Source organism: Streptomyces sp. NPDC091292 (genome assembly GCF_044757265.1).
Taxonomy (GTDB): domain Bacteria; phylum Actinomycetota; class Actinomycetes; order Streptomycetales; family Streptomycetaceae; genus Streptomyces.
In genome coordinates this window covers 781,107-794,255 of record NZ_JBIVUQ010000001.1, presented here as the reverse complement: position 1 = coordinate 794,255, position 13,149 = coordinate 781,107, and the positions used below count along the sequence as shown (strand labels likewise).

The 13,149-nt window shown below is 72.0% G+C and carries 13 protein-coding genes; 6 read left to right on the top strand and 7 right to left on the bottom strand.

What is annotated here, in order from left to right; translation table 11 throughout:
* Positions 1-28: 28 nt before the first annotated feature.
* Entirely contained in the window at positions 29-2,605 is a 2,577-nt protein-coding gene (locus ACIQNU_RS03690) for a glycoside hydrolase family 3 protein (protein ID WP_401360501.1), read from the bottom strand.
* Positions 2,606-2,769: 164 nt separating this feature from the next.
* Here ACIQNU_RS03690 and ACIQNU_RS03685 point away from each other — a divergent pair, with 164 nt between their 5' ends.
* Both ACIQNU_RS03685 and ACIQNU_RS03680 read left to right on the top strand, forming a co-directional pair.
* On the top strand, positions 2,770-3,366 hold the full coding sequence (locus tag ACIQNU_RS03685) for a TetR/AcrR family transcriptional regulator (protein ID WP_401360500.1): 597 nt from the start codon (positions 2,770-2,772) through the stop codon (positions 3,364-3,366).
* 116 nt (positions 3,367-3,482) lie between these two features.
* The gene (locus tag ACIQNU_RS03680) at positions 3,483-4,784 is read left to right on the top strand and encodes a pyroglutamyl peptidase (RefSeq protein ID WP_401360498.1); all 1,302 of its coding nucleotides are present in this window, start codon (positions 3,483-3,485) and stop codon (positions 4,782-4,784) included.
* Here ACIQNU_RS03680 and ACIQNU_RS03675 read toward each other — a convergent pair.
* The 3 genes from ACIQNU_RS03675 to ACIQNU_RS03665 form a co-directional block, all read right to left on the bottom strand.
* A complete protein-coding gene (locus tag ACIQNU_RS03675; protein WP_401360497.1) occupies positions 4,738-5,616 on the bottom strand; it encodes an EI24 domain-containing protein in 879 nt (292 codons plus the stop codon). The two genes, ACIQNU_RS03680 and ACIQNU_RS03675, sit on opposite strands and share 47 nt — an antisense overlap.
* Positions 5,617-5,677: 61 nt before the next feature.
* Positions 5,678-6,103: an organic hydroperoxide resistance protein gene (locus ACIQNU_RS03670; protein WP_401360495.1), complete on the bottom strand. Its 426-nt coding sequence runs from the start codon at positions 6,101-6,103 to the stop codon at positions 5,678-5,680.
* 146 nt (positions 6,104-6,249) lie between these two features.
* A complete protein-coding gene (locus ACIQNU_RS03665; RefSeq protein ID WP_401360493.1) occupies positions 6,250-7,308 on the bottom strand; it encodes an NADP-dependent oxidoreductase in 1,059 nt (352 codons plus the stop codon).
* Between the two features lie 106 nt (positions 7,309-7,414).
* Here ACIQNU_RS03665 and ACIQNU_RS03660 point away from each other — a divergent pair, with 106 nt between their 5' ends.
* A complete protein-coding gene (locus tag ACIQNU_RS03660; RefSeq protein WP_401360491.1) occupies positions 7,415-7,864 on the top strand; it encodes a MarR family winged helix-turn-helix transcriptional regulator in 450 nt (149 codons plus the stop codon).
* A 43-nt stretch (positions 7,865-7,907) separates the two neighbouring features.
* Here ACIQNU_RS03660 and ACIQNU_RS03655 read toward each other — a convergent pair whose 3' ends face one another.
* Together ACIQNU_RS03655 and ACIQNU_RS03650 are read right to left on the bottom strand one after the other, a co-directional pair.
* Positions 7,908-8,681 carry a hypothetical protein gene (locus ACIQNU_RS03655; protein WP_401360489.1) on the bottom strand — a complete coding sequence of 258 codons (774 nt, stop codon included), beginning with the start codon at positions 8,679-8,681 and terminating at the stop codon, positions 7,908-7,910.
* A 146-nt stretch (positions 8,682-8,827) separates the two neighbouring features.
* A complete protein-coding gene (locus ACIQNU_RS03650; protein WP_401360487.1) occupies positions 8,828-10,216 on the bottom strand; it encodes a pyridoxal phosphate-dependent aminotransferase in 1,389 nt (462 codons plus the stop codon).
* A gap of 225 nt (positions 10,217-10,441) precedes the next feature.
* Between ACIQNU_RS03650 and ACIQNU_RS03645 the strand changes: the two genes are divergently transcribed.
* From ACIQNU_RS03645 to ACIQNU_RS03635, 3 genes are all read left to right on the top strand, one after another.
* Entirely contained in the window at positions 10,442-11,272 is an 831-nt protein-coding gene (locus ACIQNU_RS03645; protein ID WP_401360485.1) for a hypothetical protein, read from the top strand.
* Between the two features lie 67 nt (positions 11,273-11,339).
* Positions 11,340-11,570, top strand: coding sequence for a Trm112 family protein (locus ACIQNU_RS03640; RefSeq protein ID WP_401360483.1), 231 nt, complete (start codon positions 11,340-11,342; stop codon positions 11,568-11,570).
* Positions 11,571-11,617: 47 nt separating this feature from the next.
* Positions 11,618-12,220 (top strand): hypothetical protein, encoded by a 603-nt coding sequence (locus tag ACIQNU_RS03635; RefSeq protein ID WP_401360481.1) that lies wholly within the window; start codon positions 11,618-11,620, stop codon positions 12,218-12,220.
* Here ACIQNU_RS03635 and ACIQNU_RS03630 read toward each other — a convergent pair.
* Positions 12,217-13,122, bottom strand: a complete 906-nt coding sequence (locus ACIQNU_RS03630; RefSeq protein WP_401362421.1) for a RimK family alpha-L-glutamate ligase — start codon at positions 13,120-13,122, stop codon at positions 12,217-12,219. The two genes, ACIQNU_RS03635 and ACIQNU_RS03630, sit on opposite strands and share 4 nt — an antisense overlap.
* Positions 13,123-13,149: the final 27 nt, after the last annotated feature.

Sequence of the window (13,149 nt, the reverse complement as noted above, 5' to 3'; positions counted from 1 at the left end):
GGACCAGTTCCCCCCTCCTCCGCTCGGCTCAGATCTTCACCGCCCCCGCAAGCCTCCGGTCCATGACCGAGCGGCCCGCCTCGATCGCGTACACCCCCGTGGCCAGGGCCCAGGCGTCCGCCGCCTCGTCCCAGTACTCGAAGACACGGCGCGGTACCCGGACCACGGCTTCGGCGGTCTCGCCAGGACCCGCCTCGACGCCCGCGAAACCGGCGAGTCTGCGGGCCGGACGCTCCAGGACCGCGCCGGAGGCAGGGTCGCGCGGGTCCGGGACGTCCGGTGCCTCGGGGGCGGCGTAGACCTGGACGACCTCGCGGCCCGGCCGGTCACCGGAGTTGCGGACGGAGACCGTGACGGTGACGGTGGCGTTCGCGTCGTCGGGGCCCGTACCGCCGTCGACGGTGATCGACTCGTACGTCCAGTCGGTGTAGCCGAGCCCGTGGCCGAAGGGGTACGAGGGTGTCGCGCCGGTCTTCTCCCAGGCCGGGTAGCCGATGAACACGCCCTCGGAGTAAGGGAGTTCGCCGTCGGTGGGGGTGACCTGGGTGACCGGGGCGTCGGCCAGGGCGCCCCAGGTGGTGGGGAGGCGTCCGCCCGGTTCGGCCGCGCCGAGCAGGACGTCCGCGAGGGCCGCGCCGCCCTCCTGCCCGGGGAACCAGCCGAGCAGTACGGCGGCGACCTCGTCGCGCCACGGAAGTTCCACCGGGGAGCCGGAGTTGACGACCACGACGGTGTTCGGGTTGGCGGCGGCGACGGCCCGGACCAGGTCGTCCTGGCGGCCCGGGAGCGCGAGGTCCACGCGGTCGAAGCCTTCGGACTCGACGCGTTCGGTGGTGGCGACGACCACGACGGCGGTGTCCGCCGCGCGCGCCGCCTCGACCGCTTCGGCGATGAGTTCGTCGGCGTCGCGGCGCGGGCCGAGGTGCACGAGCGAGAAGATCACGCCGGGCAGCGGCGGGGTGAACCGCTGGTCGAGGGTGCAGCGCAGCGACACGTCGACGGGCTCGTCCGCCGTGAGCGCGACCTTGCCGCGCTCGGACGGGGACCCGAAGAACGCCTCGAACGGGTCGGACTCCTCGCCCATCCCCTGGTGGCCGTCGAACAGGACCCGGTCGCCGACGGTGAGCGTGAAGGCGCCGAGGCCACGGGTGCCGAAGGCATGCTCACCGCTCTCGCGCGGCGTGAAGGTGCCCTTGATCTCGATGCTGTGCAGGGTCTCGTACGTGGTGCCTTCGGGCAGGTCGTCGCCGAGCCACTGGAGGTGTCCGCTCGGCAGGGAGCGTTCGCCGATGAGGGTGCCGGACGCGTCGCGGCACAGGGCGCGCAGGGTGAACCCCTGGTCGGCAGGGGCGAGTTCGTCGCTCGGGTCGGCGCCGACGGCGTAGCTGAGGGCGCCGTCCGGGAGCGCGGCGGTGAGGCCGTCGAGCGGGGAGATCACATGGGCCGGGAAGACGGTCGCGGAGCCGCCGCCGAGCACCCGGGCGTCGCGGGCCGCCGCGCCGATGAGGGCGGTGCGGCCGGGGCGCGCGGGGTCGATCGGGAGGACACGGCGCCCGTCACTCGCGGGCTCGTTCCGTACCAGGACGAAGGAGCGGCGGGCGATCTCGCGGGCCAGGGCCTCGCCGTCGACGGGCGCGGGCGGCTCGGGGACGACCGGCGCGGCGCCGTCGAGGATGCCGACGCGGGCGGCGAGCAGCAGGACCCGGCGGACCGCGTCGTCCACGGCGGCCTCGGCGACCCTGCCCTCGCGAACGGCGTCGGCGAGCGGGTCGCCGTAGACCGTCCGGGGGCCGGGCATGGCCACGTCGAGGCCGCCCTCGATGGCGCCGGTGGTGGAGCGGGCGGCCAGCCAGTCGGAGACGTTGAAGCCGTCGAAGCCCCATTCGCCGCGCAACACGCCCTGGACGAGGGCGCGGTGCTCGGTCATCGTCGTGCCGTTGACCGAGTTGTACGCGGTCATGATGCCCCAGGGGCGGGCGCCGGCGACGATGGCCTCGAAGGGCGCGAGGTACAACTCCCGCAGGGCGCGGGCCGGGACGAGGTTGTTCACGGTGAAGCGTTCGGTCTCGGCGTCGTTCGCGACGAAGTGCTTCACGGTGGTACCGACGCCGCCGGACTGGACGCCCCGGACATAGCCGGAGCCGATGGCACCGGTGAGGTACGGGTCCTCGCTGTACGCCTCGAAGTGCCGGCCGCCGAGCGGGGAGCGGTGCAGGTTGACGGTGGGCGCGAGCAGGACATGGACGCCCTTGCGGCGGGCCTCCTGCGCGAGGAGGACACCGGCGCGCCGGGCCAGGTCCGGGTCCCAGGTGGCGGCGAGCGCGGTCGGTGAGGGCAGGGCGATCGACGGGTCGTCGGCGGTCCAGCGGACCCCTCGGACACCGATCGGACCGTCCGACATCACCAGGGACGCGAGGCCGATCTCGGGGAGCGCGGGCAGGGACCACATGTCCTGCCCGGCGAGCAGCCGGGCCTTGGCGTCCAGGTCCAGCGCGGCGAGCGCGGCCTCCACGACGGCCGCGCGGGCCTGATCGCCAGCGGTTCCGTGATCGCCAGCGGTGCCGTGGTCACCGGGGGTGCCCTGCGGGGTGGCCTCTACCGCCATCGCGGTACCTCCTCATCGAATCGCCGGCCTGGATGGCCGGCCCGGGTCGTCCGCCTGCATCGCTATCCTGCATCGCCTACCTGTAGATCGGTAGGTTTCGTTATCTTTACGTTACATACTGATGTCGTACGGTCCTCGGAGCGGAAGCGGAATGGGGTGCGGGAATGGCGGCCAGGGCCAGGAGTGAGGCGCGGCGGGCGGAGATTCTGCGGGCGACCCTCGAAGTGATCGCCGAGCGCGGATACCGGGGCGCGTCGCTGGGGGCGGTCGCCGAGCGCGTCGGGCTCACGCAGCAGGGACTGCTCCACTACTTCCCCACCAAGGAGGCGCTGCTCGTCGCGGTCCTGGAGGAGCGCGACCAGTGGGACTCCGTACCCGACTCGGCCTGGCGCCTCGATCTGCTCGCCACCCTCGCCGACTACAACGCGATGCGCCCCGGCATCGTGCAGACCTTCTCGGCGCTGCTCGGCGAGAGCGTCACCGAGGACCACCCGGCCCGCGCCTTCTTCACCCGGCGGTATGTGGCGGTGCGCGCGAACATGGCGCGGATGCTGCGCGCGGAGTACGGGGAGCGGCTGCCGAGCGGTCTCACACCGGAGCAGGCGGCGCCGCTCCTGGTCGCGGTGATGGACGGGCTCCAGTACCAGTGGCTGCTGGATCCGGAGACGGTGGACATGCCGACGGCGTTCCGGGCGTTCCTCACGCTGCTCGGCGACCAAGGCGACCAAGGCAACCGCGGAGACGATCTCGGGCCGCACTGACCGACGTACCGTCACATTCCGGGCAATCAGCCCCAGTTCCGAGCCCCGCGCACTCTGGCGGTGGTCCCCCGCGCCCCGCGATACTGCGGTCACCCCCCACGCACCGGAGGACCCACGTGACTTCGTCCGCACCGCTACGCGCCCTCCTCGCCGTCACCGGCGCGGCCCTACTCGTCGGACTGACCGGCACCCCGGCGGCGCCCACGACATCCACCGCGTCGGCGACCGCGACCGTCGAGGAGGCGCGGCTCGACCGGGCCGCGCCTCAGGAGATCCTGCGGCGCAGCGGATTCGACTCCGTGGCACCGGCGTTCGTACGGGAGCTGGGCACGGCGCGTTCGTACGCGGGTGCCGAGCGGGTCGTCGAGCGGCAGGGGGCGCGGCTGTGGGAGCGGGCGGTCGACCGGGCGCAGGGGCGCGGTCCCGCGGGCGGTGATCTGAGCCGGGACGACGACCGTCCCCTCTATTGGGCCCGGCTCGCGATGAGCCGTGAACTGCGCCAGTGGGAACCGGAGTTCGGGCTCACCGACGCGCGGCGGGAGCGGCTGCTCGACGCCCTTGAGACCACCTCGCGCGGACAGGACACCATCCGTTTCCCGAAGGCCAAGCAGCAGGCCAAGCAGCAGGCCAAGGGGCTGAAGCGGATTCTGGTGACCGGTTTCGACCCGTTCACGCTGGACCGGGACGTACGGATCAGCAATCCGTCGGGCGCTTCGGCGCTCGCGCTCGACGGCACCGTGATCCGTACGGCGCACGGACCGGCCCGGATCGAGACGGCCGTGTTCCCGGTGCGGTGGCAGGACTTCGCGGACGGTGAGGTCGAGCGGACGCTACGGCCGTACCTCGGGAAGGTCGCTCTGTTCACGACGATCAGCCAGGGGCGCGTCGGCCGGTTCGATGTGGAGCGGACGAACGGGGCCTGGCGCGGCGGCTTCGCGGACAACGAGAACGTGGAGCGCCGCGAGACCGTCCCCGTATCCGAACCGGCGACGCAGCCGCAGTGGACGACGACGACCCTCCCGTACGCGGAGATGGTGGCGGCGGCGACCGGGCCGTTCCCCGTGTACGACAACACGTCGGTGACCGAGATCCCGGCGGGCGGCACCACGCCGGTCGTGCGTCCTGACGGCCCGACCGAGGGGTCGACGGCGCGGGCCGGCGGGGGCGGCGACTATCTGTCGAACGAGATCGCCTACCGCGCGACGCTGCTCCGCGACCGCCTCGGCCTGCGGGACCGGCTGCCGGGCGGGCATCTGCACACCCCGGTCCTGGAGTTCGGCGCGGGCAACACGGATCCGGCGACGGGGGCGGTCACCGATCCCGGGTTCGTACGGAACCGGCTCGACATCATCGCTCAGGTACGGGCGATTCTCACTGCGGCGGCTGATGCGGGGATGTCAGGGCGGACGGGTTCGTGACGGCCGTACCCGCGGAGTCTCCCCCGCCGACCTGACCGTCCCCCCGGTCACCGGCACCATCGGAACCATCGGATGCGGCGTCGGCCCCGTCTTCGCCGAGCAGGTCGCGGGCCATCAGCGTCGCGCCCGCGACCGCGCCCGGCATCAGGAACACGGCGACGAACGGGACCAGGAACGCGAGGGCGAGCGGGGTGCCGAAGCCCCAGGCCAGGGACTTGCGGGCGCGCAACATAGTGAGGCGGCGGCGGAGTTCGACGGAGCGGCGCGCCAGGGCGACGGCGGTGAGTTCCTCGGTGAGGAAGAAGCCGGTGACGAGGAAGCCGATGGCGGGGACGACGGTCTGACCGAGCACCGGGACGAAGCCGAGCGCGAAGAGCAGGATGCCCCAGAGGGCGGCGCGGACGAGGATACGGAGGCTGTCGCGGGCCGAGATCCACAGGTCCCGCCAGAGCGGGAGCCCGGACTCGGGGGCGGTGCCGTCCGGGGAGACGTCACGGTCGACCTGCTCCGACAGGGCCTCGTAGAAGGGCTGGCCGACGAGGAGGGTGACGGCGGTGAAGGTGATCACCGCGAGCATGAGGGCGAGCGCGAAGAGGACGGCGGTGAGGAAGCCGCGGAACAGACCGCCCCAGGGGGACGACCAGTCGTCGGCGAACGGGGTCGCCCAGCCCACGAAGTCGGCGCCCCACAAGGCCAGGGCGACGAGCGCCGCACCGTACAGGACCAGGGTGATCAGACCGGGCACCAGCCCGAACCCGTAACTCCTGCCGTGCCCGGCGACCCAACGCTGGCCTTTCGCCAGGTACTTGAACCCCACCACCAGATCGCCCATGCGGCCACCCTATCCGGGCCGGTGGGCCGGAAAACCCCACCCACCGGCCCGCACGGCCGACTCAGGACACGGTCAGGGTCACCGTGATGTTGCCGCGGGTCGCCTTGGAGTACGGGCACATCTGGTGGGCCTGGTCCAGGAGGGCCCTGGCCGCCGGCTCCTCCAGGCGGGGGATCGTGGCCGAGATCTCCACGATGATGCCGAATCCGTCGTCGTTCTTGCCGATCCCCACCTTCGCGGTCACGGTCGACCCGGAGATGTCCGCCTTCGCCTTACGGGCGACCGCCGTGAGTGCGCCCTGGAAGCAGGCGCTGTACCCGGCGGCGAAGAGCTGCTCCGGGTTCGTACCGATGCCGCTGCCGCCCATTTCCTTGGGCGGGTTCACGGTGACGTCGATCTTGCCGTCGTCGGTGGCGACGCGGCCGTCACGGCCGTTCTCGGCGGTGGCGACGGCGGTGTAGAGCACTTCGGACTGCTGGATGGCCATGGCTGCGCATTCCTCCTGTGATCCGGTCGTCCTGTGATCCGGTGGTCCGCCGCGACTCGCGCCCACGTATCGCGAACGTCTTCATTTCGGAAAGACTTTATCGGATCGCGGAATTCAACCCCAGAGGTCATCCAGTACCAGTCGCGCTACTCGCCCTGGTCGCCGTCGAGCGCGACGATCATCTTCCCCGTGTTGTCGCCCCGCAGGACCCCGAGGAACGCCTCCAGGGTGTTCTCGATGCCCGGGACGACCGTCTCGCGGTACTTGAGCGCGCCCGATGCCACCCAGGCGCCGACCTCCTGGACGAACTGCGGCTGGAGGTCGAAGTGGTCACCGACGAGGAAGCCCTCGATCCGGCCGCGGGTCTGGATGAGGCGGGACAGATTGCTCGGCCCTGGCGCCGGCTCCGTGTTGTTGTAGACGGAGATCATCCCGCAGACGGCGATCCGGCCACGCAGGTTGAGCTGCCCGATCGCGGCCTCCAGGTGGTCACCGCCGACATTGTCGAAGTAGACGTCGACACCGTCGGGCGCCGCCGCCTTCAACTGTTCGAACACGGAACCGTTCTTGTAGTTGAACGCCGCGTCGAACCCGTACTCGTCGGTGAGCAGCTTCACCTTCTCGTCCGAGCCCGCCGAACCGATGACCCGCGCCGCACCCTTCAGCTTGGCGATCTGCCCGACCTGCCCGCCGACCGCGCCGGCCGCTCCGGACACGAAGACCGTCTCGCCCTCCTTGAACTCCGCGACGCGCAGCAGACCCGCGTACGCGGTCAGACCGGTCATGCCGAGGACGCCGAGGTAGGTGCTGAGCGGTGCGATGCCGGGGTCGACCTTGACCGCCGTCCTGGCGTCGACCAGGGCGTACTCGCGCCAGCCGAGGAAGTGCAGGACGTGGTCGCCCACCTGGACGCCCTCGTCGCCCGACGCCACGACGATGCCGACCGCGCCGCCGAGCATCGGCTCCCCCAGCTCGTACGGCGGGGCGTACGACTTCGCCGCGCTCATCCGGCCCCGCATGTAGGGGTCGACGGAGAGGTACAGATTCCTGACCAGGATCTGGCCGGGGCCCGGCTGCGGGACCTCGACCTCGCGGAGGTCGAAGTCGGACGGTACGGGCCAGCCGTGCGGGCGGCTGATCAGGTGCCAGGCCCGTGCGGTGGCCGGAATCTCGGGGGTTCGGGGGGTCTGAGGGGTGGCGGGCATGTGGGGGGCTTCCTCCGGATCGTACGTTCGCCTAATGCTTCACTATGTGAAACAACCATGCCCCTGAATATTTCATGATGTCAAGTAACGGAGTAGCCTGGTGGGCATGGCCACACGGACGTCACGGACAGACCCACTCACCCTTGAGGTGGTCGACCTCATCGGCACGGTGGTGGCGCGTTACTACGACGAGTACGAGCGGGCCGCCGCACGGCATGCGCTGACCGGGGTGCAGGCGCGGGTGCTGGGGTTGCTGTCGCTCGAACCGTTGCCGATGCGGCGGATCGCGCAGAAGTTGAAGTGCGAGCCGTCCAATATCACCGGGATCGTGGATCGGCTGGAGAGCCGGGGGCTGGTGGAGCGGCGGCCCGATCCGGGGGATCGGCGGGTGAAGCTCGCGGCGCCCACGGAGGAGGGGGCGCGGCTTGCCCGCGGGTTGCGCGAATCGCTCGACTTCGCTCGCGAGCCGCTTGCCGGGCTGTCGGCGGCGGAGAGGTTGGTGTTGCGGGATCTGTTGATACGGATGTTGGGGGCTGACGCCGAGCCGAGTACGTAAGACGGAACGCCTGCCCACAGCGGTGCTGGAGGCGAGGGACGTCTCAGGTACACCACCAAAGGAATCGGTCGCAGGTTTGGGTCGGTGTGGGGTCCGGTGCGGGTGGGGTGGGGTCCTGTGCCGGGGGTGGGGTGTCGTTCGTCGGGGGTGGGGTGGGGTCCGATGCCGTCGGTGGGGTCGCGCTGCCGGGGGGTGTGTCGGTGCCCGGTGACGCTGTACCTGACGGGGATTCCTTGTCCCCCTTGTCGTCCTTGTCGTCCTTCTTCTTGTCGTCCTTCTCCGACTTCGACGGGGACGCGGAGGAGGACGTACCGGGGGAAGCGGTCGGAGCGGTGGATGAGCCGTCGGCCGTTCCGTCCGCCTCCGTGCCGTCCTTCGCCGACGGGGTGATCTCGTCGTCGGATCCGCCGTCCGGCGCCGCGGCGGTGGGGAGTTGGAACGGTGCGTCGATGCCGAGTTCCGCGAGGCTCAGACCGCCGGCCGCGAGCACGATGCCTGTCGTGACGAGGATGAGCCGGCGGCGCTTACGGCGGTGAGCGGCCCTGCGACCGGCCCGTGACCTGCGCTGACGGCGTTCTCTGCGCGTAGCGTACGGCCCGTCGGAACCGTCCGGTTCATCGGAATCGGAATCGGAGTCCGCATCGGAATCGTCGAAGTCGTCCCCGCCGTCCGCCTCGTCCGGACCTCCCGGGTTCTCCAACTGGGCATCGCTGCGGGCGCGTCGGCCGCGTTCGGGGCGGGCGGTCGCCGGGGTTCCGCACCCAGGGCAGGCGAGGGCGCCGTTGAGGTGCCTGCGGCACGGGTGGCAGTAGTCCATGACGCTGGCAGGCTAGGCGCGACGCCGGTCACAGATAAACCCGGAGCTGTGAATGTTCTGTGCGGGACAGGCCGTTTCGGCGCGGCGCGCGTGCGACGGCGGACAATTGATCCCTTACGTCGCTCATGCGCGGCACGCGGCCCGGCTCACACCTGACGGACGAGCCGGTCCACGGCCGCCGTACCGGAGCTGTACGCCGCCGAGGCGCCGGAGTGGAATCCGGCGGTCAGACCGGGGGCGTACGCGGCTGCCGGGCGGGCGGTGGGTCCGTATCCGGAGCGCTCTCCGGGGCCGTATCCGGAGTGCGGTGCCGCCGCCGGCGCCGAGGCGTGATCCGCCACCGGGCCCGAGCCGTATCGCAGGTACGGTTCGGGCCCGGCGGCTTCCCTCCTGGGTCCGTGGAGCACCTGGCCCAGGCCGTTCACCAGGCGCAGGACATCCGGCTGGGGGCGCACCACGAGCCGCAGGAAGCGGCTGGAACTACCGATCTTGTTGCCGCATTCGCGGACCAGGATGCCGTGCTCGTCGAGGAGTTGGTCCCGTACGGCCACGCCGTCCGCGCCGACCGGGAGACGGACGAAGAGGAAGTTGCCCTGCGAGGGGTAGACGGTCAGGCCGGGCAGGGCGGACAGCGTGCGGGCCATCTCCAGGCGGTCGCGACGGACGATGTGCAGGCTCTCCAGATACTCGTGCGCGTGCTCACGGAGCATGAACACCACCGTCTCCGCGAAGGAGTTGAGGTTCCACTTGGGCAGCGCGGCCCGCACCTTCCCGGCGATCGCCGGGTTCGCGACGAGATAGCCGAAGCGGACACCGTGCAGCCCGAAGTTCTTGCCGAGGCTGCGCAGCACGATCACATTGGGCCGCAGAACGGCCTCGTCGGCGACGCTCGCGTCGGCCTCCGCGTCGGCGAACTCCAGGAACGACTCGTCCACCACGACCAGATCGAGATCGGTGAGCGAGTCGAGCAGGGCGAGGACGGCGCGCCGGGGCAGCAGCCCGCCGTCCGGGTTGTTGGGGTTGCAGATGACGGCGGTACGGGAGCCCCGGGCGCGGATGAAGGAGACGAACGCGTGCGGGTCGAGGGCGAACCCGTCGGCCTCGGGCAGCGGGAACATGTCGACGCGTTTACCGGTCTCCATCGGCTGGTCGGTCCACCGGCCGAAGGTCGGCACCGGCACGGCGAGCGAGTCGCGGACCAGCAAGTGGTCGATCCAGGTGATGAGTTCGGTGGAGCCATTGCCCATGGCGACGGTCTGCCGGTTCAGCCCGAGCACCGCGCAGAGTTCGGCGGTCACGGTGTCGGCGTCGCTCGGGTAGTACGTGAGGATCTCCCGCAGCCGCCCGGCCAGGGACTCGAACATGGCCGGTGTCGGGAAGTACGGGTTGCACGGAATGCAGAAGTCGATGGGGCCCCGGCCTCCGTCGCCCGCCCGCTCCAGCGCGAAGTACGAGGGGGTGTGCGCGCCGGTGGTGCGGAACAGCGCCGTGACGTTGCCGCCGCCGGCGCCGACGCCCGTGCCGTGACCTCCCATGGGCCCTGCCCTTCTTCCGTGTCTTCCGTGGGTGGGGCCCGCGTCGGGGTCCCGGGCCGCCCCTTCATACGGGCGAGGACGGGTCCGCGTTCAACGGGTCTCGCGCCGGGGACGGTTGGGCCGGCCCGTCCCGGCGGTCCCGGCGGTACCCTGCACGCGACATACGCGAAGGGGGCCGTACGGGCTCCTCCGTCCCGACGAACCCGTCCCTGCTGGAAGGTCACCTTGAACGGACACGAGCTGACCGCCTGGCGGTTCGACATCGGGCAGCAGGGGTGGTTGATCGTCGGCGGGGTCGCCGTCGTGGGGCTTTTGGGGTTGGTGTGGTTCCTGCGCCGAGCCGACAGCCATGGCAGCCACGACAGCCATGACAGGGCCCTGCTCGGGCCGATCGTGGGGGTCCTGGCGCTGACCGTCGTGGGGGTCGTGCTCGCGGGGCGGCTGGGGCTGCTGATTCCGGTGCTGGCGCTGCTCGCGGGGTGGCGGCGGGGGCTGCTCGTGCCGATCGCGTTCGTGGCGATGGCCGCCGCGGGGTTCGCGGGGGCGATGGCGGCGTCGGGTTCGCCCTCGCTGGGCGGGATCGCCTTCGGACCGGTGACCCAACTTCTCGTGGTGGTCGCGTTGTTCGCGGTGCTGCTGGTGGTGGGGCGGGGGGCGGCGCCCTGGGTGCGGGGGCGGAGAGCGGCCTCTTCCACCCGGGCGGACGGGGTGGCCTCGGACTCCGGACCATCGAACTCCGGACCATCGAGTACCCCGCCGGCCGAGGATCCCGTATCACCGAATGTCGGTCCCGTGCCCCCCAATCCCCTACCCCCTGGTCTCGTCGCCCCCGATCCCGTCACGCCCCACCCCGTACGCCCCGTTCCCCCCGAACCCGCCGCCCCGAAACCCGTCATCCCCGAACCCATCGCCTCCGGCCCCACCATCTCCGCCCGTGCCCCCGGGTCCACGCACCGCGTGCCCGCGCCGTCCGGGCTGCCGGAGGCCCCGCGCAAGCAGGCGTTCGGGCTCGGCTCGCTGCGGCGGTCGCGAGGGCGCGACGGGGACGGTCGATGACCGGCGGGCGCCGCCCCCCGTACCGACGTGGCCGACCCCCGTACCGGTGTGAAGGAGCTGACCCCGGGTGAACCCCGACGATCCGCTGCTGGACCTCCTCGTCTGCCCGCTCGACAAGGGACCGCTGCACCTGCTGGTGCCGGACGACCCGGTGACCGGAGAAGTGGCGCTGTACAACCCCCGGCTGCGGCGCCGGTACCCGGTCGTCGACGGCGTGCCGCAGTTACTGCCCTCCTCGGGGCTGCCGGTGACGGACGCGGAACACGAGCGGCTGATGCGGCGGATATCGCCCCCGTGAGGGACGGCTCGCGGTGGCGCGGGCACCCCGTACGCCACGATGGACCCATGCCCCGTCCCGCACCCGAACCGCCCCGCCGCCCCTTCACCCCGCTCGACTTCCAACTGGTGCTGCTGCGCCGCATGGCCGACCACAACCCGGATCTCGTGGAGAGCGCCCGGCACACCCTGGGCGTGTCCGTCGCCGACATGCGCGAGGCCAACCGCCGTTGGCAGGCGATGGTCCGCTCACCGCGCGCCCGTGGCTCCGCGTCCCGGTACCGGTCGGTCCTGGGGCCGCCCGAGTCGGCCGCCGCCCGCCGGATCGGGGACCTCGACTGCGAGGCGCTGCTGTGGCCCGTACCGCTCTGGCCCGATCTGCGGTTCGAGGTGCTGCTCGCGCCGAACGGTGCCGTGTGGAACGAGTGGCTGGTCCGCGCGCCCGGCGCCCCCGCGCCCGCGCCGCGCACGCTCGCCGATCTGACGCCGTGGTCGTGCACCGTGGACGAGGTGGCCCGCGCCTTCGCCCCGGCCCGCCCGCTGGAGGGCTCGGCGCCGACCCGCTGGGGCCTCGCCTTCACGGCCCCGGACGAGACGGGGGTACGGCGGCGGTGCGCGGCCGAGTTCACCTGGGGGCTGCTCCAGCGGACCGCGGTGGACGACAGACCCTAGGCGGCGGCGAGGATCGCCTCGGTCACGGTGGTCAGGGAGCCGGGGTGCAGGTCCAGGAAGAGGTTCGGCTCCACGAGTTCGAGTTCCATGACGTGCGGGGTGCCGTCGTCGCCGTCGACCAGGTCCACGCGCGCGTACAGCAGCTCGGGCGTACTCGGTATGCCGGGTACGGCGGCCAACGCGCTTGCCGCCACGGCGAGTTCCGCCTCCGTCGGTTCCCAGGCGCGGACGCCGGGGTGCGCGATCTTGCGCGCGTCGTAGGCGGTGCCGGGTGCCAGGACGGCGCCCTTGCGTACGGCGTGTCCGAGGCGTCCGCCGAAGTACAACAGGGCCCGCTCGCCGGTGGTGTCGATGCCCCGCATGTAGGGCTGCGCCATCGCGGTGAGCCCTTCGGCGTGCATCCGCTCGATCTGCCGCCGCGCGGTGGCCTCTTCGCCGGGTCCGTACCGTGCGGCGAACCGCGCCCCGGCCCCGGTGGTCGGCTTGATCACGTACTCGCCGCCGCCGACCGCCTCGGCGAGGTCGACGGGGGCGCCGGGCGGCAGATAGCGGGTCGGCACCACGGGGACGCCCCGGGCGGCGAGTTCGCCGAGGTAGCGCTTGTCGGTGTTCCAGCGGACGACGGGCGCCGGATTGGCGAGCCGGGTGAGCGCGCCGCACCGCTCGGCCCACGCCACGAACTCGGCCACGTGCAGCACGTAGTCCCAGGTGGAGCGGATCACCACGAGGTCGAACCCGGCCCAGTCGATCTCCGGATCGTCCCAGTACACGATCGCGCTGTCCGCACCCGCCGCGTCCAGGGAAGCCGCCAGGACCGGGAGATCCCGGTCCGCACTGATCTGCGGATGCGGTCGGCAGGTGACCAGAGCGATCCGGTCGTTCCGGTGGGGGGCGGGTGCCACGAGGACTCCTCGGGAGACGGGGTCGCG

What these genes read in the sequence shown, in the direction of transcription:
- ACIQNU_RS03690 (WP_401360501.1), bottom strand. Translation starts at nt 2,605, where the DNA reads ATGGCGGTAGAGGCCACCCCGCAGGGCACCCCCGGTGACCACGGCACC.
- ACIQNU_RS03685 (WP_401360500.1), top strand. Translation starts at nt 2,770, where the DNA reads ATGGCGGCCAGGGCCAGGAGTGAGGCGCGGCGGGCGGAGATTCTGCGG.
- ACIQNU_RS03675 (WP_401360497.1), bottom strand. Translation starts at nt 5,616, where the DNA reads ATGGGCGATCTGGTGGTGGGGTTCAAGTACCTGGCGAAAGGCCAGCGT.
- ACIQNU_RS03670 (WP_401360495.1), bottom strand. Translation starts at nt 6,103, where the DNA reads ATGGCCATCCAGCAGTCCGAAGTGCTCTACACCGCCGTCGCCACCGCC.
- ACIQNU_RS03665 (WP_401360493.1), bottom strand. Translation starts at nt 7,308, where the DNA reads ATGCCCGCCACCCCTCAGACCCCCCGAACCCCCGAGATTCCGGCCACC.
- ACIQNU_RS03660 (WP_401360491.1), top strand. Translation starts at nt 7,415, where the DNA reads ATGGCCACACGGACGTCACGGACAGACCCACTCACCCTTGAGGTGGTC.
- ACIQNU_RS03655 (WP_401360489.1), bottom strand. Translation starts at nt 8,681, where the DNA reads ATGGACTACTGCCACCCGTGCCGCAGGCACCTCAACGGCGCCCTCGCC.
- ACIQNU_RS03650 (WP_401360487.1), bottom strand. Translation starts at nt 10,216, where the DNA reads ATGGGAGGTCACGGCACGGGCGTCGGCGCCGGCGGCGGCAACGTCACG.
- ACIQNU_RS03635 (WP_401360481.1), top strand. Translation starts at nt 11,618, where the DNA reads ATGCCCCGTCCCGCACCCGAACCGCCCCGCCGCCCCTTCACCCCGCTC.